We start from the raw sequence: 23,463 nt of genomic DNA on the forward strand, positions 1-23,463 counted from the left end.
GGTGAGCGGTGACGTCGGTCGGGGATCCTCTGGGAAATCGGCACCACTCTCGGCGCCCTCGGTGCAACCGGGGAGGCTCTATCACGGCAGTAAGTCTTGATCGTTGATGTGTCTGTGCAGGTCAGGGGTGGCGCGGGCATGGGAACGGCCACCGCGATCATGGTCGTTTGTGAAGACAACGCACGACGTGGTGGCCGTGGAGGCCACGATAGCCCAGCAGGAGTGGACGGCCGCGTTCGGGGACGTGATGGCGCAGGTCGCGGACTGCTTCCCGCGGCGGGACTCGCGACTGCTGGCCCGGGAGGCGGTGCAGGCGATGCTGATGGAGCTGGAGCGGCGCAGCTGCTGGTCGCTGGCCGAGGCGCTGGGGCATGGCGGGCCGCACCGGCTGCAGCACTTCCTCTCCCGCGGCGCGTGGGACCACGACCTGGCCCGGGACCGGCTCGCGGTCTGGGCGGTCGGCGAACTCCTCGAAGATGAGGCGGTGTTGGTGGTGGACGAGACCGGGGACGCGAAGTCGTCCACGGACTGCATCGGCGCCGCCCACCAGTACTCCGGCGCTCTGGGCGGGGTCGGTCTGTGCCAGGTCGCCGTCCACCTGGCCTACGCCTCCACCCGCGGCCATGCCCTGATCGACCGGGAGCTGTACCTGCCGGCCGGCTGGGCCGCGGACGAGGAACGCCGCCTGCTGCGGCACGTGTCCGACGCGGTGGAGTTCGCCACCAAGCCGCAGCTCGCCGCCGCCATGCTCGCCCGCGCCCGGTCCCTGGGCATCGCGGCGCGCTGGTTCGCCGGGGACGAGGTGTACGGCGGACGCGAGCTGCGCCGAACCGCCCGCACCCTGGGCTTCGACTACGCCCTGGCCGTGAAGGCCGACCACCGCGCCACCACCCGGGCCGGCCGCCTGACCGCCGCCGAACTCGCCCGCCGCGTCCCGAAGAAGGCGTGGATGCGGATGCGCACCGGCCACGGCCTCAAAGGCGACCGACACTACGACTGGGCCCTGATCGACGTGATCGAGGACGACACCCCCGCCGACGAGGCAGCCGCCGCCGGGCACGCCCGCCTCGTCGTCCGCCGCCACCGCTACACCCGTGAACTCTCCTTCTACCGCTGCCACTCCGCCACGCCCGTCAGCCTCGCCGACCTCGTCCACATCATCTGCACCAGATGGAAGATCGAAGAGGATTTCCAAGGCGCGAAGGGGGTCACCGGCCTCGACCAGGGCCAGGTGACCTGCTGGAACTCTTGGATGCGGTGGAGTCTGATCAGCCTGATGGCCGCCGCGGTCCTGACCGTCACCCGCGCCCGCACCCAAACCCACACTGCCGACGCCGCAGGGACCGACCTCGTCCCGGCCAGCCCGCGCGAACTCCTGGCCGTCCTCCGCGCCACCGTCATCCCGACGCCCCGCCGCGACCTCGACCACGTCCTGCACTGGTCCGCCTGGCGCCGCCGCCACCAACACCGCGCCACCACCTGCCACCGGCACTGGAACAACATCACCGCGGCCGCGACCACGTGACCCAACGACCAAGATCAAGACTTACAACTGCCTTGTCAGACCGGGTCCCCGGCCGGGGTCACACTGAACTCCAGCCACGAAAACCGGTTGCACCAGACGATGGAGACTGCCACCGGCATCCTGCGGACCGGCACCCGCGTCGCCAATCCCGGCTGCGACGCCGTTCGACCCGGGAGCCGGTGACAGCCTGCGCGCCATTCAGTGCGGGCGCCCAGGTCGAGGCCGCCGCTCGTACAGGGCAGTTACAGCATGGGGGCGAGGGTAGCGGCGACTGCGGGGCTGCGCAGATAGCCAGCGGCACGGTGAAAGTCGAAGGCCCCGATGCTTTCGTTGAGGTCAAGGTCTACGTCGTGGAAGTAATGCTTCAGCGGACGTAGCACGGCGATCGGGTCGCCATGGTCAGCGATGTTGACCCACCTTGCTACCCCATGGGGGCGCGATCCAGCACCGTTGACGGGAGCGGGCACCAGCCGGTGAAAGACGCCGTGCGGAAGGGCGAGTGGCGAACCGAGGGTGAGAAGTAGTTCAACATTCAACTCGGGATGCGCATGCAGTGCTTCATACGTAACAACGGTGCCGAGTGAGTGAGCGATCACTACTCGGGGGGTATGCGCAGCGATCGCTGCGGCAACCTCCTCGCGGGCTGCTCCACGTGATGGTGCGTCCGCTCCGTCGCCACGCAGGTAAGCGGCTACCTCTCGAAAACACATGGCGATGAACGCTCGGGTTAGGCGCCCGTCCAGACTGAAGTGCCGCGCCAATACAGTGGCAGCCTGGCGCAGGGGGACGGCCAGTCTTCCTTGGGATGTGGCCTGCGGCAAGTTAAGGGCCTCCAGCCAGTGGGTGACAAGTTCGATCTCGTCCTGAGTGAGATGGTCTAGCAGCTCATCGTCGGCCCCCTGAGCGACTGGAAGCTCCCGACGAAGATGCTGCGCGTAGTACGCATAAGCCACGTCTTTCGTGGTCAGGTCGTGCCCGATCCCCTCACTCAGGTGCTTTGCCCAGGTCGCGGCACGAGCACGGGCAACCTCCTGTGGAGAGTGTCCGGCTGCATGGTTCCAGACGCCGTGCACACCGAGGATCAGAGTCATAGCAGGCTTCCTCCGAAATGAGTTAGGGCAGGACAACTGGGTCAATGGGATGAAGACGTGGCAGCGACGGCCCCGGCTCCAGGGCCATAATCATTGTGTCCAGGCCAACGATGATCGAACCGTCGGTCGTCACTACCAGTCCCCGTAGCTTGTCTGGAACCCAAAGCGTTTCGATCTCGTCGCCGCTTTCCAGGTCCCACAACCGGATCCTATTGTCGTCTCCCTCGGTGACTACATGCGGGTGTCTTTCAAGCGTCACTGGCACGATCCGGCGCACCATCCCTGCGTGACCGGCGAATTTGCGAGTCAATCTGCTGGTTTCCAAGTTCCACAGCCGGACCGTTCCGTCGTCACCGCCAGAGACAATATATGGACGTTCACCGAGGGCCACTGCTTTAAGCACACGCACTGGACCATCGTGGCCAATTAATCTGCTGCGTCTTGCCCCAGATTTCAAATCCCACAACCGAATCATGCCGTCATCACCGCCGGTGGCCACATGCAGACGCCCATTGATGCAAGTAGTGGTGACGGTTTGCACCGCCCCATGGTGGTCGATGAGCGGTGGGCTCCACTCTGTCAAGTCACGCAGATCCCAGAAACGTATCACCCCCTCGATGGATCGGCCGCTGGAAGATCGGCGATTCCCGCAGGTAATGGCGATCGCTTGCCGGTTCTCCACCGCAGTGCACGCCACACCAGTCAGCATTTCGTTTGCGGCCATGTCAAAGCCAAAATGTTCAGGCATTCCCAGTGGTTGTGCCAGATCACGCCTATGCCAAAGGCATAGGCGCACACGTCCGGAGGTCGACACCGGTCTCACGGCTAGGATCGCAAAACGATCCTCGACCACCCCACAGCCGGCCAAAGCTAGGTAAAAATCACTGGGCTCTGGTTTGCCGATCTCCCCGCCCTTCCGCACGTCCCAAAGCCGCAGCCAGTCTTCGTCGGCGCTGGAGATCACTCGCGGGCCGCTGGCTAACGTTACAGCAGCCATGCCATTCACCCTTTTGCGTCTGACAGTGACACCGGGTGGCCCCGCCATGCCTCCAGGATCCCTGATGATGGCGTCCTGCATTCGGCCGATCTCCCGGGGCTGCCAAATGTGGCCTCGGGAGAGGGCCGCCGCTAGTTCATGGAAGCCCCGCCACTCGGCGGCGACAGCCAGTATCTGCCTGCGTTCATGAGGGTAACTGTCGAGGTGATCACTGAGCGTCCATGCGTACAACTCAGCGACATTTCTGGCCTCTCGGTATTTCGGGTGCTTGCGGACCCGATACCCCGAGGTCAGCACTGACTTCAATGACCGGACTTCGGCATGGACCAAGAACTCGGGATCGTTGATCAACTTTTCCAGGCATCCAGCCTCTTTGGCATGGTGTGCCGCATACTGCAGCAGATACGGGTGAGCCGTCGACCACCGTCCGCCATGATCCGAAAGGTACCGCCAAACTCTCCCTGCGCCAGCGGCCGGACGTAGCTGATCTGCAAGGCTTTGATGAAAGAGGCGATATAGCGTGTTGCCGTCTTTGTCCACATCTCTGCGCAGGTAAAAGCTGCCGGCATGTAGGGCAGCGCGGATTTCTTCCAAGGACGGGCTGTTCCCGCTCTTTGACGCGGAACGCTCTGGCCGCCGCCTGGACGATCTCCTCGGGCATGCCGTTGCCCTGTGCGAAGGCCAATGCGGTCAGCACCGGCCGAAGCCATGGTGTCGATGGACGCTGCGATAGGTCGAGGTCTAGCAGTTCACGCAGTCCACGGGGCATCTCCGCGCCCAGTTCCCGAGCCCCGAGAGCAGTCACGGGAACAGGTTGGTCCAACACGGTCCGCATGTACAGCGCCGCAACCAGAAACTCCCCGACCGGCATGTGGTGACGCCGCGTCAACCTGTGCGCGATGCTTCGTGCGAGTTCTTCGGCGGCCTCTTCTTGGGCGGCCATCCCGTACATCTCGGTGGCGGACAGCAACTCCCGGATATAGCCATGCAAGTCGCGTTGAAGCTCACGCCGAGGTGCCCGGCCCAAATCAAGGCGACCTCGCGCTCGGCGAGCCCTTCTCAGTAGCGGGGCAAAGCGGCGTTCGGGTCGGATACCAACCAGCAGACGGCATACAGGGCGCCCATCCGCGCGCCGCGAATCGATCAGCATGAGCAGCACAGCCATCAGCTCACGAGGACTCTCCGCTTCATCGACGGCGTCGATCACCAGAGTCGGCGGAGATTCACTCTCCGCCAGAGCTGTGGCGATGTCCTGGACGGTATGGCTGCCGACGAGTTTCAAACTCCACTGGCGGGCCATCGCAGCTAGCACCTCGGCCACCGAACGTCGACGGGCGTGCACCACGGCCAGCTTCGACACCGCGGGGGGTGGGTCAACCAGGCGGCGCCACAGCATTTGGGTCTTTGGCCGAAGGGCAGGGTGTGCAGCGCATACCAAGACCCCCAATAGCGCGGACTTTCCCACGCCCGGCTTTCCGGTAACCACCCGCAGCGCTTTTCCTTTGCCTCGTAGCCAGTCGGCCAGATTACTTACTTCCTTCCTGCGCCCGCAGAAGAAACCACCATCGATACGGTCGAGAAACGGTTCGACGCCAGAGGCCCGACTCATGAAGTGCCGGAAATCTGGGGCTTCGTCCAGCAATGCTGCAAGTGTAGGGTCCAGTGCCGCTGTCGGGAGTGGTTCTGCCGCCTCGCGCGCCTCTGGGTGATCTTTCGCTGGAGCCTCGTCTGAGAGGTATCTCGGATTTGGGAAAAAGGCTAGATGGGAGAGGTCGTCGCCGAGTGGAGCCAATGGAGTCTGCACCAACTGCTCCACCCCAGGCCCTTCCACCACATACCCCTCTACCAACCTCTTGACCTCCCAGCAGAACCGGGACAGAGGAATGTGCGGCAGCTGCGAGTCCACACGTAGAGTGTCGTCGTGAAACCATTCCAGTACCTGCGCGACCGCTTGCGAAAGCCAGCCATTGTAGGCCAGCTTGCCAGGTTCTGATGCGGCGATGACCCACGCTTTGCGATATTCGGCGCGCATGACCTGCTGCCAGTTGAGTCGAGCAGGTCCGCCAGAGTGGCACATGTCGAGGAGGAAGAGAACCAGAGGTGCTTCATTCTCCGGTTCGTGGTCTTCGACTAGCTTTAGCCAGGCTTCGATATCGCCGGTAGTTCTCTTCCCATCCCCACCAATAACATAAACTCCGCCGGATTTTCCTGAAGTGCCGTGAGCGAGGAGATGAACCACCACAAACCCGGGTCCAGAGTCTCGCACCGATAAAACGGAGCCTTCCAGTGCTGAGGCAGAAGGTCCTGGGTCTCCGCTCAACGGGTGGGTTGTGTATCCATACTTGCCCAGTGCGTCACAAACCCTCAAGGTGTACCCAGGTGCATATTCCAGCAGAGGCAACTCCTGGATCGCCTCATCCTCGCCGTGGAGACTTTGTACCTGGCCCTTGATCCCGATTACCAACGCCCGGTATCGGCCAGGAGTTTGCTGCCGTGTGGGCATCACTATCGGCCGCCCTTCCCCGTCCACATGCCTCTCACTGCCGAGATCTATATATCTGATGACGGTCGCAGGAGGAAACCCGTGCTCAGCCACGGCAGCTGTAAGTCTTGATCGTTGAGGCGTCCGTGCAGGTCAGGGCAGGGGCGGTCGCGGACACGGGAACGGCCACCGTGATCATTGACGTGTGTGAAGACGATCAAGAACCAGGTGGCCGTGGAGGCCACGATAGCCGAGCGGGCCTGGAAGGCGGCGTTCGGGTCGCTGATGGCGGCGGTGGCCGTCTGCTTCCCGCGCCGGGACTCGCGGATGCTGGGCCGGGCGATGACGCAGGGCATGCTGATGGAGCTGGAACGGCGCAACTGCTGGACCCTTGCCGAGGCACTCGGGCACGACGGGCCCCACCGCCTCCAGCACTTCCTCTCGCGCGGCGCCTGGAACCATGACCTGGCCCGCGACCGTCTCGCCGTCTGGGTCGCGGCCGAACTCGCCTACAACGAAGCCGTGTTGATCGTCGACGAGACGGGTGACGAGAAATCCTCCACCGACTGCGTGGGAGCCTCCCACCAGTACTCCGGCGCGCTTGGCGGAGTGGGATTGTGCCAGATCGCCGTCCATCTCACCTACGCCTCGCCGCACGGTCACGCCCTGATCGACCGCGAGCTCTACCTGCCCGCCGCCTGGGCCGAGGACGAGGAGCGCAGGCTGCTGCGGCACGTGCCCGACGAGGTCACCTTCGCCACCAAGCCCCAGCTGGCCGCCGCCATGCTGCACCGCGCCCGTCAACTCACTCTTCCCGCACGCTGGTTCACCGGCGACGAGGTCTACGGCAGCCTGGAACTGCGCCGCACCGCCCGCACTCTGGGCTTCGACTACGCCCTGGCGGTCAAGGCCGACCATCGCGCGAGCACTGCCGCGGGCCGCTTCAGCGCCACTGAACGGCGGCGAAGGTGCCGGCCAGGGCCTGGATGCGACGACGCACGGGCAACGGCACCAAGGGCGACCGCCACTACGACTGGGCCCTGATCCACGTCCTGGCCGACGACGCCCCCGTGGACCGGGACAAGGCCGGGCACGCGTTCCTCGTCGTGCGCCGCCACCGCTACACCCGCCAACTGTCCTTCTACCGCTGCCACTCCACCACCCCCGTCAGCCTCGCGGTCCTCGTGAACATCATCTGCACCCGCTGGAAGATCGAGGAGGACTTCCAAGGCGCGAAGGGCCTGGCCGGACTGGACCAGGGCCAGGTGACCTGCTGGACCTCCTGGATGCGCTGGAGCCTGATCAGCCTTTTCGCCGCCGCCGTCCTCGCCGTCACCCACGCTGCCACCCGCACCGCCAACGCAACGGAACACGGCCTTCACCTCGCCCCGGCCAGCGGCCGCGAACTCCTGGCCATCCTGCGGATCACCGCACTCCCCACGCCCCGCCGCGACCTCGAGCACGCCCTGCACTGGTCTGCCTGGCGCCGTCACCACCGGCACCAGGCCACCGAGGCCCACCGCCGATGGAACAACATCACCGCGGCGGCGACCACATGACCGGAGCCAGACGATCAAGACTTACAGCTGCCGTGTCTATCGTCGCCCCGGACAGGCCACACCACCATCGTCGACATTCGCATCGACCTGGTGGAGTTGCCACGTTGGGCTGCCCGGCGAAACTCGTGTCGCCGGACCGACGGGGACAAGCCGATCTACACAGCGCGTGAACCGGGACAGCGCCTGACAGGCCCTCGGCGGCGTCCACACCGCGGCGGTGAATCTGCAGCGGCCGTAGGGTGCCCGGCGGCCGTCCATGCCTCAGCCCTCGAGGACATCACCCTGGGGGAGGATTCCCGGCATGTAGCCCCTGGCAGGGGACAGATCCCGCCAGTCGAGGTCCCCCTCCTCCACAGACGCCACTCGCCAGTCGTCCTCCTCGTTCATGCTACGGAACGCCTCGTGCAGGAAGTCGGGGAGCACCTCGCTGTCCCGACGGCCCGGGCGGCGCCGGTCCTCAGGAACCGTCCAGTCTGCCGCGAAAAGAGTGCCGTCGATGTAGAGCGTGCGCTCCTGGCGAGGCCGGTGGCGGGCGAGCAAGCCCAGGATGTCGTCGCGAAGGCCCGTGATTTCGTTGCGTTGAGCCGCCCGTTCCACACGCTGCAGCACCGGCGCCAAGACCCCGAGCGTCACGCCGAGCGCCGCGAAGCCAGCCACGACGTAGTCGCCCAGAATGAGTGGTTCCTGATGGGTGAAGGCGTCCAGGAACGGCGTGTAGTAGGCCAGCACATGTAGGTCCGGGTCGACGGGAAGGTCTACGGCGCGAGGGTCGGCTGTGTCCGGGTCGATCGCCGTCAGACGCATGGGGCTATGGGGGGAGGAGAAGTGCACCGCGCTCGCGTATGCGATCTTCGGCACTTCGCCCTTGATGGTCTTGACTGTCCTCTTCTGTTCCTCCATGGCTTCGCGCAGCTCCTTCGTCAGCGGGCCTGAGCGGCCCTTGGCTTCCGCGACGACATAACCGCCGACGGTCCGCTCTCCGAAGAAGTCCGCCCGGCTCCGGCCGGGGGCGAAGGTGAGATTGTAGGCGGAGGCGTAGCGGGCGACGTGCATGAAGAACCGGACGGATAGCTGCCTCTCGGCGAAGATCTGGCACATGGCCTGCCCCAGGGTGTAGGACAGCATGCCCTTCTCGGAGGGGTCGAGTTCGCGGGCGAGGTCGGTACGTGTGATGCGACGGACCGGATCATCGCTCCAGCTGAGATAGGCGGGCAGGACCGCCACCCTGTGGCACCACTCGTACGCCGATGACCTCCCGTGCTTGGTTTGGTCGTACGGGGCCCTGCCCGTGATGAACAACGCGCGTGCCAAGTCTTGCGGCAGGACTGGCAGATCCTGCTCGACGGGGACGCCGGTACTGGCCGGGAAGAGCGTGGCATCGGTGCGCACGTGCGCGGGGCCATTGAAGAACATCGTCGCCGCTTTCCGGGTTCAGGGCCGTCATACACAGACCGTGAGGATCGTCGTACCGGCATCTCTCTATCACCCCGGTCCGCAGTCCGCCCCGGCATCAGCGGAGACGGAAGCGATCCCCCGGGAACCCTGGCTCGCCGCATGGCTCCGGCCACGCCAGGCGCCTGTGTCCGCGTGCCGCCCTGATGGCGACGGGCGCGTAGGACCGCGCCGGCCATCAGTCACCGAAGCGACCCACGACAGCCGTATGTTGCTGGAAAGTGAGCGTCGGCGTGGGCCACCACATCATCCGGATCTGTGAGCGACAAGGCGTCCCTGTCCTCGCCGACCGCGCCTATACCGGCGCCGGCCCCCCACGTCGCCGCCGGCCTCAAACGACCACCCGGGGGCGAACTCACCCGACGTTGCGCTACCGCGGTCCTCCAGCGAAGACGGCGGTGTCCGAGTCCCGATCCGGGAACCGGAGGCCAGTTGTAGGCTCCCGTCATGCCGATCTTTGAATACCGGGGCGAAGCCGCGAACTTGAAGGTGCTAGCACGGGAAATAGAGGCGGATCAGCACCTCGCCGGAAAGTGCTCCCTCGCCCTCACGCCCCTGCAGCAGAACAGGCGCGACTCCTTACGCCACGCCCACTGGGCGGAGATCTCCATCTCCGTCGCCGCCGGACTGGCCACGAACACCCTGTATGACGCCTTGAAGGCACTGGTCGAGCGGGCGCGTGACCGGGGGCCCGTGGAGGAGGCGCCTCCTCGACCGGAAGACGACGACCAGGGTGCGGACGGCTCGGAAGGAGTGAACCGGTGACCGTCCGCTCTCCACGTCTACGGAACTCGAGCGGCGCCGAGTTGAATCTGCGCAGCCAGATCCTCTTCCAGGATCAGACCCGCACGCGCACCAGCGATCTTGTGACGGCGGTCGGCTCCTGGCATAAGACCTACGTCCACGAGAGCAGCCACTGGGCGCGATATCACGGATCCACTGTCGGCATTCTTCTGAGCCTGCTGCGGCGCACGAGGGACCAGTTAGCCGCGTACACGATCTCTCACCTGCCCCGGCAAGACGTGGAGCATCTCCACGAGGACCGGAGCAGCGGACTCCCCTTTTTCTCCTTCGAGCGCTACCCCAAGCACGCCCAAGGGGAACTGAAATACAGCGAAGCGGATTGGCTCAACCTCTACTTCGCCTACTACCTCCTCTTGGACCCGGAGGGTCTGACGGAGTTCGACACCGCCACCTGGGACATGCGGGCGGCAATGGAGCACTCCCTCGAAGACATGTGGCGCCAGGGTGCGGGCATGGAGATGGTCGAGTGTCCCGATGACGTACGCGTCGGCATCGACGGGCCCCTGAAGCTCGTGCACACCTCCGAGGGCCCGCTCACCACTCGCGTCCTCTTCGAGTGCGCGGCGGTGCTCGACGAACTCTTCCAGTTCGAGGGCGCCTTCATACGGAAAGCTGACCCGGCGCTGCGCGAGTTCTTGCTCGAGGTGCTGAACGGCGAGTATGGGATGCCGTGTCGCCTGGCACGTACTCTCGCAGGGCGCACCCTCGGCGGAAGTACCGTCCTGGCCCTCATCGACTTCGCACTGAACCCTGTGGTGCCGGGCTTGAACTCCGACGACCCGTCCGTCGACTGGAAAGAGCTCTACCCTCCCTACCGGTTCGTGACGGCAGCCAAGGCGATGACAGGCTGGGAGACGGACCTGGAGTTCCAGTATCCGAGCCACGAGGCGACGGTCCACTTCCAGCACTTGCTGGCCAAGCGCAGTGGGCTCCGGATGGGAAGCGTGGCTTCCCGTCTGTCCGACCTCTCGACCCTCCGGGAAGCCGCCACGACCCCCATGCACCTGTCCGCGCGTACGCCTGCCGTGTCCCTCATGTGCGCTTCACGTCTGCTTGCCCTGCGGGAAAGAGACGTCTGTTCGATCTCGCACTACGGCGTCAATTTCCTGGGCGAGAGAGCGACCAGGTTCATCAAGCCCGACCGGGACATGCAGTGGCTGTTCCCGGTGTTCCAGGTGAGTCAGGGTGAGTACCGGTGGCCGGCGGAGCACGTGGGCCTCGATGAGGCGACGGACCTACTGATAGGTGCCGCCGTGGCGTCGGCGTACGACGACATCCTGCACGGCGTCGGCCCTCTCGCTCACGACCACCTTCCCCGCAGCCTCTTCGACGACGTCGGACAGGTCGAAGCGCTGAACCAGGTCCTCAAGGACTCGACGGGACTGGCCATGGGCTGGCATCGGACCTGATGCGGACCCATTCACCGCTCCTGGCGCAACGCCTTCACTGAGCACCGGTCACGCTGTGCGCCTCGTACATGGCCATCCCTCACCCGGTCCGTCGGCTTATGAGGTGGTGGCCGCATGGGTGCCGTATCTCGAACATTCGGGAGTGAATTCAGATCGATAGGCGACCGAAACTGAATCAAATGTGACCGCTGTGCATTTAGAGAATTATGGTGACAAGATGCGGCCCCAGATCCTGAGGGGGCGACGGCATCTCATGGGGCTTGTGGCTCCCATTGCTGTGTGTTCCCGCCGGACGTCCCAGGGTGTGTACGAGCGCAGCAAGGAGCCGCGATGACCCAGCCCAGTGATCCGCGTGCCATCCCAGGCCCGCGAGACGGCTCCGCCGAACCACACGGGACCGCAGTCCCGGTGCCGCCCCGGCTCACCAAGGCGGTCATCCGCAACTTCCGGCTGCTCCGCAGAACCGAGCTTTCCTTCACGGACAAGGTGACACTGTGCGTCGGCCGCAACAACACGGGAAAGACCTCGCTGGCGAAACTGTTCGAATTCTTCGTGGCGAGGAAGAAGGCCGCGCTGCGCATCGAGGACTTCTCCGCCGACTGCTACGAGGAGTTCCTCGCCGCCCATCGCCTCTTCGCCTCGGGTGAGGCGGAGCAGGCGCGCGACACGGTTCCGGCAGTCACCCTCACCCTCCACATCTCCTACGACAAGGACTGCGGCCAGTACGGACCCCTGGCCCCCTTCGTGGTGGACCTTGACCCCGACTGCTCCGAGGTGGTGATCAGGTTCGCCTTCGCGTTGGGGGACGGTGCCCTGAAGGAGTTCTTCGGCGGCGTGCCGGTGGGGCCGGATGCCACGGCCACGCTTGAGCAGCTGGGCAGAGGCATCCCGAAGCACTTCGAGATGTCGGTGATGGCGGTCGACCCGACCGATGAGGCGAACGTCCGACCGGTCGACCTCGCGGACGTGCGCACCCTGGTGAGGGTGGACTTCGTCGAGGCGCAGCGAGGGCTGGACGACGAGAGCGACGGGCATGCCGCACCAATCGGAGCGGTCTTCGAGCAACTGCTGACCGCGGCGGAGAAGAGCCAGAACGCGACGTGGCTGGAGGAGCTCGCCGCGAACATCGACAGGACACTCGTGGACACCTCCGGCAGTCTCGACAGCAGCCTCCAGAAGGTCCGCGAACGGGTGGCGCCGACGTTGAAGGCATTCGGCTATCCGGGTCTAGCCAACCAGGAGTTCGTCACGGCCGCCCGGCTGGACTCCAAGAGGCTGCTCAGGAACTTCGCGCGCATTCACTATCCGGGAGTGGCCGGTGTGCGGTTCCCGGAGTCGTACAACGGCCTCGGTACGCGGAACTTGGTGATGATTCTGCTCAGGCTCTTCACCTGCTACCGCGACCACACGGCGACCTCTCCGGAGTCGGGGATCCATCTCGTCTTCCTGGAGGAACCGGAGGCCCATCTGCATCCGCAGATGCAGGAGGCGTTCATTCAGCGACTCACGTACTCCGTCAATCTGTTCCCCCGGATCGACGCGCAGATGAGAGCGACGATGCCCGAGCAAAAGGGAGCGGTCGAGAAGAGTAGCACCGCAATCGACAGCAGCCCCCGGTGGAACGCTCAGTTCGTGGTGACCACCCACTCGGCACACGTGGCCAACCGGGGACACTTCTCCGACATCCGGTACTTCCGGAAGGAGGAGGACACCGTGGAGAGCGGAAGCGAGCCGGGGCCGGCCCGCACCGTCATCAAGGACCTGTCCCAGGTGACCGGCGACGAGAGGTTCCTCCGCAAGTACCTGACCCTCACCCGGGCCGACCTCTACTTCGCGGACAAGGCCATCCTCGTCGAGGGCGCCAGCGAGCGTATCTTCGTCCCGGCTGCGGAGGAGAAGCTGGCGGCGAGGAGGCCCGGAGAGACGCCCCAGCACCAGTACGTGACCTTGATGGAGGTCGGCGGGGCGCATGCCCACAGGTTCTATCCGCTGCTGAAGGTCCTCGGGATCCCAGCCCTGATCATCACGGATCTTGATCCCGTCGACGACAGGGAACCCAAGATCCGCAAATGCCTGGTGTCCGAATCCGGACGCACGTCCAACCAGTCCATCAGGGCGTGGTCCCCCGAGATGGCCGACATCACGGTGGCCGAGCTGCTGCAGCGGGCCGAGACGGACCCGCCGATCGCCGGCGGCAGCATGTGCCTCGCTTACCAGGTGCCGGAGGAGCCCGGCGGTCCGTGCGGCCGCACTTTCGAGGACGCCTTCGCGCTGGCCAACCGGGCCCTGTTCGGTATTTCCACGGGTGCCGCTCCCGCCGAGGAACTGGAACAACAGGCCCGTAGCAGCGTGGAGACCAGGCGCAGCAAGGTCGACTTCGCCCTCGACTACGTCCTCGGAGACCACGACTGGCAGGTCCCGAAGTACATCAGGCGCGGCCTCGAGTGGCTCATGGCACAGGACGGGACGGCGACGAAGGCGGACGTCCAGTGACGACCGAGGCGGAAGACGTCACGCACACGATCCTGACGGCTCTCCAGGCGGGCCGTCACTTCAAGGTGGAGGCCGGTGCCGGTGCGGGCAAGACCAGCTCACTGATCGAGGCGCTCCAGAACATCCTGGCTGACCGCCCCTGCTACCTCCCGCGGCCCCACCAGCGCATCGCCTGCGTCACCTACACCAATGTGGCCCGCGACGAGATCATCAGCCGTACCGACCGCAGCCCGTACGTGTTCGCCGAAACCATCCATGGTTTCCTGTGGCAGCTGCTCTCCCCTTTCCGCAAGCACCTGTTGCGCCACATCGTCGAGCTGGACATCATGCTGTCGAAGATGGAGGGCCACACCTCACTGGACGGCTACACCGTCGAGTACAGCACCGGCTTCCAGAAAGTGGACCACGACAGCCGTCGCGTGCAGCTGGGTCACAACGATCTGCCCGTCCTCGCGAGGGCGTTTTTCGCCCTTCCCAAGTTCCGGGCCCTGGCTGCCGACCGGTTCCCGATCGTCTTCGTGGACGAGTACCAGGACACCCCCGCCGGCCTGGTGGAGGCCATGCTGGGCACGCCGGGCGATGAGGCCACCGCGCGCGGCCCCCTCTGCGGCTTCTTCGGGGACCATTGGCAGCAGATCTACGACAACGCGTGCGGGGCACTCGAGGACGCCCGCCCGACACCGGTCTTCAGACGGCGCAATCGGCGCTCGCAGCGCGCCGTCGTGAACCTCCTGAACGCGATGCGTCCCGAACTGACGCAGACCACGGCGTCAGGAGTTGGCGAGGGCACCGTAGCCGTCTATCACACCAACGAATGGGCCGGGACGAGGCTCACCCACCACCGGAAGGGTCAGCTCGGCTGGGACGCGGCCCACACGGCCCGGAAATGGGTACTGGACGACGTCCGTGACCGGTTATGGAGCACCGGGGCATCCGGTCACGATGCCCAGGCGCGGGCGGAGGAGCCCAGCACGAAGATCCTCATGCTCACGCACGAGACGATCGCCGGCGAACTGGGATATCAGAAGCTCCACGGGGCCTTTCGGCGCAACGATTCCTACGTGAGGAAGGAGGACCATGCCATGGCCTTCTTCATGGACACGCTGGAACCGGCCCTGCTCCACCACCGGAACAAGCGCTACGGCGCGATGTTCGACGCACTCGACCCCCGTGGCCGCCCACCCATCAACTCGTCGGCCGACAAGCAGGAATGGATGGCGTTCCTGACGAAACTGGGGGAGGCCCGCAAGACGGGCACGGTCGGCGACGTCCTCGACCTCTGTCTTGAGCAGCAGCTCTTCGACGGCCTGGGGAAGGTGCGCGAGCGCCACCGTAAGGCCGTGTCACCACCCGGCACCGACCCGCAGGCTGTGAGTGACGACAAGGCCGAAGCCCGGGCGGCGGCGCGGTCGAAGGAGTACCAACAACTGCGCCAGGTGCCGTACGCGGAGTTGCTGGCGTTGAACGAACACCTCGGCGGCGGCACGCCCTTCGCCACACAACACGGAGTCAAGGGACTGGAGTTCAACCGGGTCCTCGCCGTGGTCAGCAAGGGACACTCCCGCTTCCAGATCCCCGAGATGCTGGCTAACTTCTCCCGGCGCGACGAACTGATGGACAAGGAACTGGAGGCGTTCATCAGGGCACGCAACCTCTTCTACGTGGCATGCTCACGGGCCAGAGAGCACCTGGCCATCCTCTTCACCACGAAACTTGAGCCCGCCGCACTGGACACCCTCCGGGAGTGGGTCGACGAGTCGCGGATCACGTCGCTGCGGTTCGACGGAGATACGGTGGTGGGTGGCGAATGAGGACGAGGTAGGCCGGACGGATCCCCGGGCCAACCCCGACAAGGAATGCCCTGGGTTGCTGGTCGCCCGGATGTGATCGCCTCATGACGACCTCGGGCAGCTCCCGGCCGCCAAAGATCACGGAGGAGGTGGGCGAAGGTTGGAGCGCCCCGCAGTCGCTCAGCCGTGATCCCGTGTACCTCGACTGGCCCCGGGTCGCATACAGGGTTGAGCAGGGTCGAGAACTCTCCGGACTGTTGGCCTTCCGGGCTGATCGTCACCACCGCGACGGACAGCATTCGGTCCCGTCAGGGTACGAGTACTGAGGTTTCTACATCGATCAGCGCCCAGTCGCAGGCGTAGTCACTTGCGGTGGTATATCCAAGCCAGCAGAGACGAGAATCATCGCGTGGGTTGCCCAATCAACTCGGTGACTTACGTGGCGTCGTGTGCCCTACTGCAGCCCGACTGACGGTCAGGGACAGGACTCCTCGAACTTGACCGCCTTGAGAGTGAATATTCCGTTGATGTTGCGGGCGTCAGGCACTCAGGCCGGGCGGGTGTCAGTCCGAGAAGTCGAGGCTCTCCTGACTAGGGCCGGGGGTGCGTCGAGACTTCCGCGGCGGTTTCGGTTCCTTGGTTGCGTAGGCAGGTACGGGCAGGATGCCCTCGCCCCGTAGGTCGTCGGTGGTGATGAGCGGGCCGCTGCTCACGGCGTCCAGCAGCCGGGCCTGTCGGGGTTCGAGGGCTACGAGGAGCCCGAGCGCGTTGATGAGGTCAAGCAGGTCAACGGTCCACCGGGCAGGCCAGGTCGGGGGCAGGATGTCGTTCAACGGGGTCTGTCGTTCCACGTCTGGCTTGCGCTTGCGGAAGCTGAACCACTTGCGGATCACCTGCACCCCGCCGATCCGATAGTCCCAGACTTCCGGCGCCACCGGATGTATGCAGCCCGTGCCCACCGTGAGGGTTCGCGTGGACGCGTCGTAGGAGATGTCCTCAGGTAACCCGTGGTCCTCTCCGATCACGACGACGCATTCCGGTTGTTCCTCCGGGGGAAGCCTCGGGGACGAGCCAGGTGAACTGTCGTGGTGGGAGGCGAAGCGCTGGCCGTACGTGTGGATCCACACCGTGCGCCTGCCCACTTCCACGAGCTCCGCCCATAGAGCCGGGTCGCGTGTTATAGGGATACGGGCACCGCGCTCGGCGAGGTTCGCGGCGAACCGGCGGGTGTAGCCGCTGTGGCCGGCTGTTCCCGCGATGTACGCGAAGAGGTCCTCGGCGGTGACCGTCACGCCGTGCGTCTTGGTGAGCAGCCGCAGCAGGCCAGGGGTGACGTTTGGTTCAGCCTGGTGGGGGTGGCGGTAAAGAGGGGCGACGCGGCCGCCTTCGGTGCCTTTGAAGTGATGAATGTCGGGCAGAAGGGCGGTGAAACTCACCGCCGGCCCCGGACGGCCTGATTCCGTGTGGAGTTCGGACAGGTAGATCTGACGCTGGTCGTTGTGGGCAAACCACAAGGCCGGCCGCGGTCGGTCGATCACTCTTCGGTCCGCGATGATGTACTGCCGGTCGAACGTCATCCGTCCGTACTTGACGATGACCGGAACCCTCTCTTTCTCTGCGGCAAGGCTGCCCCTCTCCTGCTGGCCGGGCAGTGGTGGTTCCAGCTTGTCCGGACGGCGGTCTCCGGTGCTCTTCATCAGCTCCGCTTTGGCGTCTGCCGGAGCCTGGACGAGCCTGTGCCAGCGCCTCTCCAGAACGTCCCGGCTGGGTGAGACGGGCCAGTTGCGGTTGTTCTTGTTGCCGGAGCTCGTCCAGGGCAGCAGGGCGTCCACCGGTGGCATTGCCGACCACTCGGAGTCGGACGTGGCGTGAAAGGGCGCGGTCCACTGTGTGGGGCAGAGCTGCCAGGAGGTCCCTCCGCGATGGCCGTCGAGGCCAAGCCCTTCCAGCCAGTCGAACTTCTCCTCGCGTGTGCCCGCGGGGACGTCGAGTCGCCAGACCCGCGCCGGTGTACCCGCGTCCGGGGCGCCATGGCGGACGAAGACGGCGATGCAGATCTCCCGCTTGACATCCTGGAAGACACGGGTGCGCGTGTCGGAGTAGGCGCCCTCGGGGGAGAGACCGATGACCCAGCCCTCGTCGGCGACCTCGCGCAGGTAGTGGCGCATGCCGGCCGAGCCCTCGCTGTCCAGGTATCCGGAGTTGGTGATGAGGGCAACGATCCCGCTAGGGGCCTTCGGCGCTCCCGAGGCGGTCAACTGGTCGAAGACCTTCCAGGTAGACCACGCCCAGAAGTAGATGTAGAGGTTGTCGAGGGCGTATCCGACGCGTCCGTTGTCCTCTGGGTGGAAGCGGGCGAGGATCGGGCCCTGGCCGTTCGGGTTGCCCTCGGTGACCCAGCGTCCGACGCCCGATTGTCTCGCACCCCGCAGGTAGGGCGGATTGCCGATGACCACCATGACCTTCTCGTCCGCCTTGATCTTGTTCGCCATTCGGCGGTGGCGGGCGATAGCCTCGTACATGAAGCCCAGGTGGTGCTCGACGGCGGGATCGTCGAGTGTGTCGGCCACCAGAAGCCTCGGCGGGCGGCGCGTGATGTCGGCGTCGTGGGACCGGAAGGCGTGGTGCACACGGAGTTCGGCGACGGCGTACGGCCCGGTCTGTTTCTCCAGCCCGACCAGTCGGCCCGAGAGTTCCCGGAGAAGCCCGGACTTGAGCGTCCTGCCGTACTTCAGTGACAGGGACTTGGCGACGTGGTCGATGATGTTGATGAGGAAGGTCCCGGTGCCCATGGCCGGATCGACGACGGTGACGTCCTCGCTTCCGTACCCGTCCTCCTGGCCGAGCCGGTCTCGCAGCACCTCGTCGGTGAAGCCGACCATGAAGCGGACGACCTCGCCGGCCGTGTAGTAAGTACCCGTCCGCCGTCGCAGTTCCGGGTCGTAGGCGCTCAGAAAGCCCTCGTACAGGTGGAGGTAGGCGTCTCCGGTCTCGTCCTTGAACATCTCGGGGTCGACGGCCGATAAGACGTCGATCAGCGGGTCGATGATGCCCCGCAGATCGTCGAGGGCGTCGTCCGTCAGCACCGCGAGCGCCTTGCCCATCAAGGAATGCCGCTTGCCCAGTCGGATTGCGACCTCGGGGAGCGTGAGCCTGCCCAGATCAATGTGCTCAAGACGAGCCAGCAGCATGGCAAACGTCAGCGTCTGACTGTATTGGTCCGCGAACTCCTCCGGGCGAGCGTCGGGGAAGAGCAGGTCCTTCCAGTTGTCGGCCAGGATCGAGAACGCAGCGTCAGCCTCCCCGTGCTCCTCGCGGATGAGGCGTTCGGTGACCTCGTCACGCAGCAGGGCGCAGATTCCCGCGATGCGCTTGACCAGTTCGTTGATGCTGTCGTGGACGATGGGCGCTGGCAGGAAGAAGTGCGTGAGGGCGCGCTCGAACCCGGTGTCCGCGACGACGAGTTGCCGGCTACCGGAATGAAGGTCTCCGACCAGGATCCCGGTCGGGCCGACCTGTACGCCGAAACGGTAGACCGCCCACTGGTATCCGTCGGTGTACAGCACATTGTGGAGTGCCTTGATCTTCTCCCACTGCTTGCGGTCGTGGCTCTTCACCGACCACTTCTCCGGATCGGCCCCCGAACCCGGCTGCTTCAGCTCGACGTGCCCTATGGTCCTGCCGCCGCAGGCGATGGCGAAGTCGGGCCGGATCCCGAGTTCCTTGATGCGACTCTGACCGTGGACGATGAGCTTGAGGCGTTGCCGCGAGGCCATGCCGCGCAGCAGATGCTCCACCGGCGCGGTCAGGCTGTCCTCCTTACTGCTGACCGCCCCTGCGGGACCTTGCAGCTTGGCCCTGACCTCCTCGCCGAACTGAGCGACGAGGTTCGCGACCGATCCGGTCGTGGCCTTTCCCGCCCAGACGTCCCCTCTTGCCATCGGCCCCCCAAGGTTGCACCCACGCCGACGATCAGACCCATACAGAATGCCCATGACATCCCAAGCAGCAAACGCCAGTGGATGTAGGTTGATTGGCGACATGTCACCAAAGACCCGCGTACGGAGGTGGGTTGGAGCGTGTGCCGGGAGCGCATCCCGGGCGTGCGTCAGCGTGCGGAGCGCAATCGGTGGACGGCATGGCGATCTTGCAGGCACGCTGGGGGCGATCGCGGGGAGCTGCGTGCGTGCGTCAAACGAAGCCATCATGGCTGCGGGGCTCCTGGTGATGTCTCCGCTGCTGCTCTCGGAGGTCGACCACGTCGCCACGCGCAAGCTCGGCCGTGAAGCGGCGCTCAGCGCGGTCGACGACATCCGACATTGGGTGCGACGAGGCCGTGTCGTTCTGTCCGAGATCACGGATGATCATCTGGGTGTCACCGAGTCGGTGCGCGCCCGCTATCGCGACTCAGGGGCCGTAGGGGCTCCAGTGCCCGAGGAAGGGCCTGAGGTCGTCGGCTCGTGGTTCGGGGATGTCGGGCAGTCGGGGTGGTGTGTGTAATGGGTCGAGGCGCTCGACGGTGGATGCTGCCCAGCTGATCCATGCTTCGGCTTCGGTTCTGGTCTGCCCCGGGGGCATGGCCTCGACTCGCGTGCGTACGGCGCTCAAGTACTCCGTCAGTCCGGTGGCGTGGCGCCACGCCGCTTCCTGCGCTTCAAAGTGTCTGAAGCGGTACGCCTCGGCGTACTGGATGCGGGCGTCTTCCATGGCGGCTTCCCAGCGGATGCGCTTCTGGCGTGCGGCTTCGATCTCGTCGAGACGTCTGCGTTCGGCGGCTTCGCCGCGGAAGGTGACCTCCTGTGCGATCTCGGCGAGCTGGTCTTCGAGGGGGTGGCCGGGGGCGTCGGACCATTCGCTTGCCCGGTGCGGTTGGCCGCCGCTGAGGACGAAGCGGAGGCGTTCGGATGGGGTGTAGTCGAAGCGGGGGATCCTGATCCAGGAGTTCTTCTTGGCGTCGGCGAGTTCCTTCTCGGTGGCGACGTGCTCGGTCCGGTCCTGTTCCTGGAGGACGAGAAACCCCACGGTCTGGCCCTGTGCGGTGATGGTGAAGTGGGGAGACGCTCTGCGGCGGCGATGAGACGGGGGCGCGAGTCTTGATCCCGTACACCACATGGCGGGACGCCATCTAACGGGTGCCTTGCACCTCGTTGATCTGTCAGCAATTCGGATTCTCCGGTTGTTAAGACGGTGCTTGTGGATCACGGTGCCGACCCGGAAATTGATTAAAACAACACGTGACGTAAGTGAGGTCACCTGCATTGCGGGCTGCGGCTGATGGCGATGAGCAAGCCCCCCGGTGCAAGGTCGACTCCATGCCCGGGTGTACTCGGGATGCCACTACGCGCCTTACTGGACCTTGAGTGCTCACGGCACCTGTTCGCAGGAGCTCTGCGGCAGCGCAGAGCGCTGACAGACGCGCGACGCTTGGAATTGACAGCCGTCTTGGCGGTCCCTTTCGATGTAGGGGCAGGTAGTGGCGGTGGACCATCAATGATCCGCGGGATCGCCGGTTTGGCTAACCGGCGATCCTGGGCTATGTTGCTTCGCTTCGAAGCTGTCTGGGCCCATAGGCGTCCACTCGTGTGGACCGGCTGTTTCAGCCTGGGCCCGTTTCTTGCTGCCCTCTCCCGGGAAACGCCTGTGGAGCTCGGCGCTGTAACTGCCCCGGCCTTCCGCGACTCCGTCGGGGCAACGGCACCGACACCCGGCCTCACCGGCGCGTGGTGAGGCTGGTGCCGGCCCGACGGCAGGACGGCGCGATGGCGGAGCTGGCCGAGGTGGTCGACGAGGCATTGCCCGGCCTCGGGGACGGCATCACTCGGGCCCAGCCTGAGAGGGACCGGGTGAATCCGTTAAAGGGCATGCCGTCGTGGCGCATCGTGCGCCAGGAGTAGTCGGGGTACCAGACATCGTCTGTGTGGTCGGCCTGTCCTGATGGGCCAGCAGCTTGTTGGCCATGCAGCTCGGGCCGGTTGGCGACGCCTGGTTCTCACAGAGAGGCTCCGGAAGGCCGCTCTGCGAGACGTCAGGAAATCCGTTCGTACAGGGCGCTTCCGGAGCACGATTTCGCCCTCACCGTGAACCACAGCGTTGGTGATCAGCTCTGAGACGGCCAGCACGGCGAACCCCGCCACCGGCTTCGAAACATGGCACCACCGTAGGAACGCCCTGGTTGTCTGGCGCATCTCCCCAACTTGCGCGAGATCAGGAAGGAAGGCCGCCTGACAGGCATGGGGTGCCGCCGGTATGGCTGCCCATGCCGATGTGCTGCGTCGGCCTTCCTGAACCGACCTCACGCGTGATGCGCCTGCTGCGGCCGCAAAGCTACGGATGGCCCCGTCGGGCGGGGGCGCTTGGAGCCTGGTCATGAGGGCTATCGCACCGCGTGGCCACGCCGTCGACCAGGGGAATCCAGAGGGGGAAAAATCTGTCAAGGGGGGAAACCGGAGGGGGAATTGAGGCCATGATTGGATTCCGCCCACCAACAGAGGTCACACTCATGCCAGATCCGTTCGCCGACCTGCTCCTCCGGCTTCGGCAGGATTCGGGTCGGACGCAGGAGGAGCAGGCAGAGGCGATCAACGCTGTCTCCGGCCGGTACACCCTGACTCGCCGAGAGATCAGTCGCTATGAGAACTTCGAGAACATCCCTACCAATCACACAATCGGTCACATTGCGGCAGCCTGCGGTGTCCCCTTCGAGGAACTACAGCGGGAGGCTAAGGCTGCCCGCGTTCGGAAGAGAGAGGGGCATGCCAATGCAGGGGAGGACCAGGACGCCGTGGAGCGTCGCACGCTGCTGGGCGGGGCGGCTATCAGCGTGAGCGCGGCTGCCGAGCCCTGGGGGCGACTCGCCTTCGCTCTCAGCAAGGGCTCTAAGATCGATTCGTCCTCCGCTGTCGCGCTCATCGACCGGGCCGCTGAACTGCACGTCCAGGAACTCAACCTCAGCGCCCGGCGACTACAAAGCACAGTCGAGGCGCACCTTGACGCGATCACCGCGGCTCTGCCTCGTGCCGGCGAGCACGAACGGGCTCTCGCCATCGCCGCTGGAGAAACCGCAGCCTTGGCCGGTTGGGTGGCCTGGGACCTGGCGGAGCACGACAGAGCCGACGCCTACTACAGGGTCACTTCGCAGTGCGCGGCGACCGCCGGGCACCCTCCACTCCGGGCTCTGGCTCTGACCTATGCCAGCTACGGCGCTTCGTCGCCGAAGGCGAAGTTGGAGTTCCTTTCCCAAGCGGCCAACGATGTGCGAGGCCACGGCAACGCTACGGCTGCCGCCTGGGTCCTCGGCAGGCACGCGGAGGAAGCCGCGGCGGTCGGCGACGAGACGGGGGCGCTCCGGGCGTTGGAGCGAGCGCGCTTCGCCTACGACTTTGCGGATCACACCAGCGAGCAGGCGTGGGTCCGGTTCGTGACCCCGTACCGCATGGACTCGTTGGCCCTCTCCGTATACGGACAGTTGGGGCGTCCTGAACTCACCGTTACAGCCGACACCGCGGTCGGCCGCCTCGGAGACGAACTGTCGGATGGGGGTGTCGTGGTTCTCGGTGATCTCGCTTCGGCCCTGCTGCGTGGAGGTGACGTTGACCAAGGCGTCTACGTGTCACGCCAGTTCGCCGCAGCGGCTCAGGCCAAGCCCAACACGATGGGCAAGGAGCGCGCCGCGACTATCGCAGCGTCGCTCCCCGACAGCGAGCAGGAACTTGGCCTTCACCTGCGGCAGTTCGCTTCCTGACCCCCCGCGCGGCACACGGGCAAGCTCAGGATGCGAACGCCGTCGGGTGCAGCTCCTTTGGAGGGACGGCCTCACCTGCATGAACTGCGACTTGCGGCGTACCCGAATGATCGACTCGAC

15 protein-coding genes and 3 pseudogenes are annotated in these 23,463 nt (G+C 65.4%); 11 read left to right on the plus strand and 7 right to left on the minus strand.

Annotation, left to right across the window (positions count from 1 at the left end):
- The first annotated feature begins 169 nt into the window (after positions 1–169).
- Positions 170–1,525 carry an IS701 family transposase gene (locus PV364_RS14960; RefSeq protein WP_319660426.1) on the plus strand — a complete coding sequence of 452 codons (1,356 nt, stop codon included), beginning with the start codon at positions 170–172 and terminating at the stop codon, positions 1,523–1,525.
- Positions 1,526–1,767: 242 nt separating this feature from the next.
- On the opposite strand, the gene PV364_RS14965 is transcribed toward PV364_RS14960, so the two are convergent.
- From PV364_RS14965 to PV364_RS14975, 3 genes are all read right to left on the minus strand, one after another.
- Complete coding sequence (locus PV364_RS14965) at positions 1,768–2,616, minus strand: hypothetical protein (RefSeq protein WP_319660427.1); 849 nt, start codon at positions 2,614–2,616, stop codon at positions 1,768–1,770.
- Positions 2,617–2,638: 22 nt separating this feature from the next.
- Positions 2,639–3,613, minus strand: coding sequence for a hypothetical protein (locus PV364_RS14970; RefSeq protein WP_319660428.1), 975 nt, complete (start codon positions 3,611–3,613; stop codon positions 2,639–2,641).
- Between the two features lie 232 nt (positions 3,614–3,845).
- Positions 3,846–5,855 (minus strand): ATP-binding protein, encoded by a 2,010-nt coding sequence (locus PV364_RS14975; RefSeq protein ID WP_319660429.1) that lies wholly within the window; start codon positions 5,853–5,855, stop codon positions 3,846–3,848.
- Positions 5,856–6,302: 447 nt separating this feature from the next.
- Between PV364_RS14975 and PV364_RS14980 the strand changes: the two genes are divergently transcribed.
- On the plus strand, positions 6,303–7,139 hold the full coding sequence (locus PV364_RS14980; protein WP_319660430.1) for an IS701 family transposase: 837 nt from the start codon (positions 6,303–6,305) through the stop codon (positions 7,137–7,139).
- The gene (locus PV364_RS14985) at positions 7,082–7,654 is read left to right on the plus strand and encodes a hypothetical protein (RefSeq protein WP_319660431.1); all 573 of its coding nucleotides are present in this window, start codon (positions 7,082–7,084) and stop codon (positions 7,652–7,654) included. Before PV364_RS14980 ends, PV364_RS14985 begins: the two co-directional genes overlap by 58 nt.
- Before the next feature lie 261 nt (positions 7,655–7,915).
- Here the strand turns inward: PV364_RS14985 and PV364_RS14990 are convergent, their stop codons facing one another.
- A complete protein-coding gene (locus tag PV364_RS14990) occupies positions 7,916–9,067 on the minus strand; it encodes a hypothetical protein (protein WP_319660432.1) in 1,152 nt (383 codons plus the stop codon).
- A gap of 278 nt (positions 9,068–9,345) precedes the next feature.
- Here PV364_RS14990 and PV364_RS41240 point away from each other — a divergent pair.
- From PV364_RS41240 to PV364_RS15015, 5 genes and pseudogenes are all read left to right on the plus strand, one after another.
- Positions 9,346–9,466 (plus strand): annotated as a pseudogene (locus PV364_RS41240) (IS5/IS1182 family transposase); the annotation flags it as partial.
- Between the two features lie 87 nt (positions 9,467–9,553).
- Entirely contained in the window at positions 9,554–9,871 is a 318-nt protein-coding gene (locus tag PV364_RS15000) for a hypothetical protein (RefSeq protein ID WP_030944093.1), read from the plus strand.
- Entirely contained in the window at positions 9,868–11,319 is a 1,452-nt protein-coding gene (locus PV364_RS15005; RefSeq protein WP_319660433.1) for a hypothetical protein, read from the plus strand. The genes PV364_RS15000 and PV364_RS15005 overlap by 4 nt, the downstream gene beginning before the upstream one ends.
- A gap of 330 nt (positions 11,320–11,649) precedes the next feature.
- On the plus strand, positions 11,650–13,812 hold the full coding sequence (locus tag PV364_RS15010) for an ATP-dependent nuclease (RefSeq protein WP_319660434.1): 2,163 nt from the start codon (positions 11,650–11,652) through the stop codon (positions 13,810–13,812).
- Positions 13,809–15,623: a UvrD-helicase domain-containing protein gene (locus PV364_RS15015; RefSeq protein WP_319660435.1), complete on the plus strand. Its 1,815-nt coding sequence runs from the start codon at positions 13,809–13,811 to the stop codon at positions 15,621–15,623. The genes PV364_RS15010 and PV364_RS15015 overlap by 4 nt, the downstream gene beginning before the upstream one ends.
- A gap of 134 nt (positions 15,624–15,757) precedes the next feature.
- Here the strand turns inward: PV364_RS15015 and PV364_RS15020 are convergent.
- Both PV364_RS15020 and PV364_RS15025 read right to left on the minus strand, forming a co-directional pair.
- Positions 15,758–16,008: pseudogene (locus tag PV364_RS15020) on the minus strand (exonuclease domain-containing protein); the annotation flags it as partial.
- Positions 16,009–16,165: 157 nt separating this feature from the next.
- Positions 16,166–19,645, minus strand: a complete 3,480-nt coding sequence (locus PV364_RS15025) for a type ISP restriction/modification enzyme (RefSeq protein ID WP_319660436.1) — start codon at positions 19,643–19,645, stop codon at positions 16,166–16,168.
- 163 nt (positions 19,646–19,808) lie between these two features.
- Here PV364_RS15025 and PV364_RS15030 point away from each other — a divergent pair.
- Positions 19,809–20,006 (plus strand): annotated as a pseudogene (locus tag PV364_RS15030) (VapC toxin family PIN domain ribonuclease); the annotation flags it as partial.
- Between the two features lie 3 nt (positions 20,007–20,009).
- Here the strand turns inward: PV364_RS15030 and PV364_RS15035 are convergent.
- Positions 20,010–20,624, minus strand: coding sequence for a hypothetical protein (locus tag PV364_RS15035; protein ID WP_319660437.1), 615 nt, complete (start codon positions 20,622–20,624; stop codon positions 20,010–20,012).
- A 737-nt stretch (positions 20,625–21,361) separates the two neighbouring features.
- Here PV364_RS15035 and PV364_RS15040 point away from each other — a divergent pair.
- Both PV364_RS15040 and PV364_RS15045 read left to right on the plus strand, forming a co-directional pair.
- Positions 21,362–21,496: a hypothetical protein gene (locus PV364_RS15040; RefSeq protein ID WP_319660438.1), complete on the plus strand. Its 135-nt coding sequence runs from the start codon at positions 21,362–21,364 to the stop codon at positions 21,494–21,496.
- 605 nt (positions 21,497–22,101) lie between these two features.
- Complete coding sequence (locus PV364_RS15045) at positions 22,102–23,343, plus strand: helix-turn-helix transcriptional regulator (protein ID WP_319660439.1); 1,242 nt, start codon at positions 22,102–22,104, stop codon at positions 23,341–23,343.
- Positions 23,344–23,463 lie beyond the last annotated feature (120 nt).

The organism is Streptomyces sp. MI02-7b, from assembly GCF_033793585.1.
GTDB lineage: Bacteria > Actinomycetota > Actinomycetes > Streptomycetales > Streptomycetaceae > Actinacidiphila.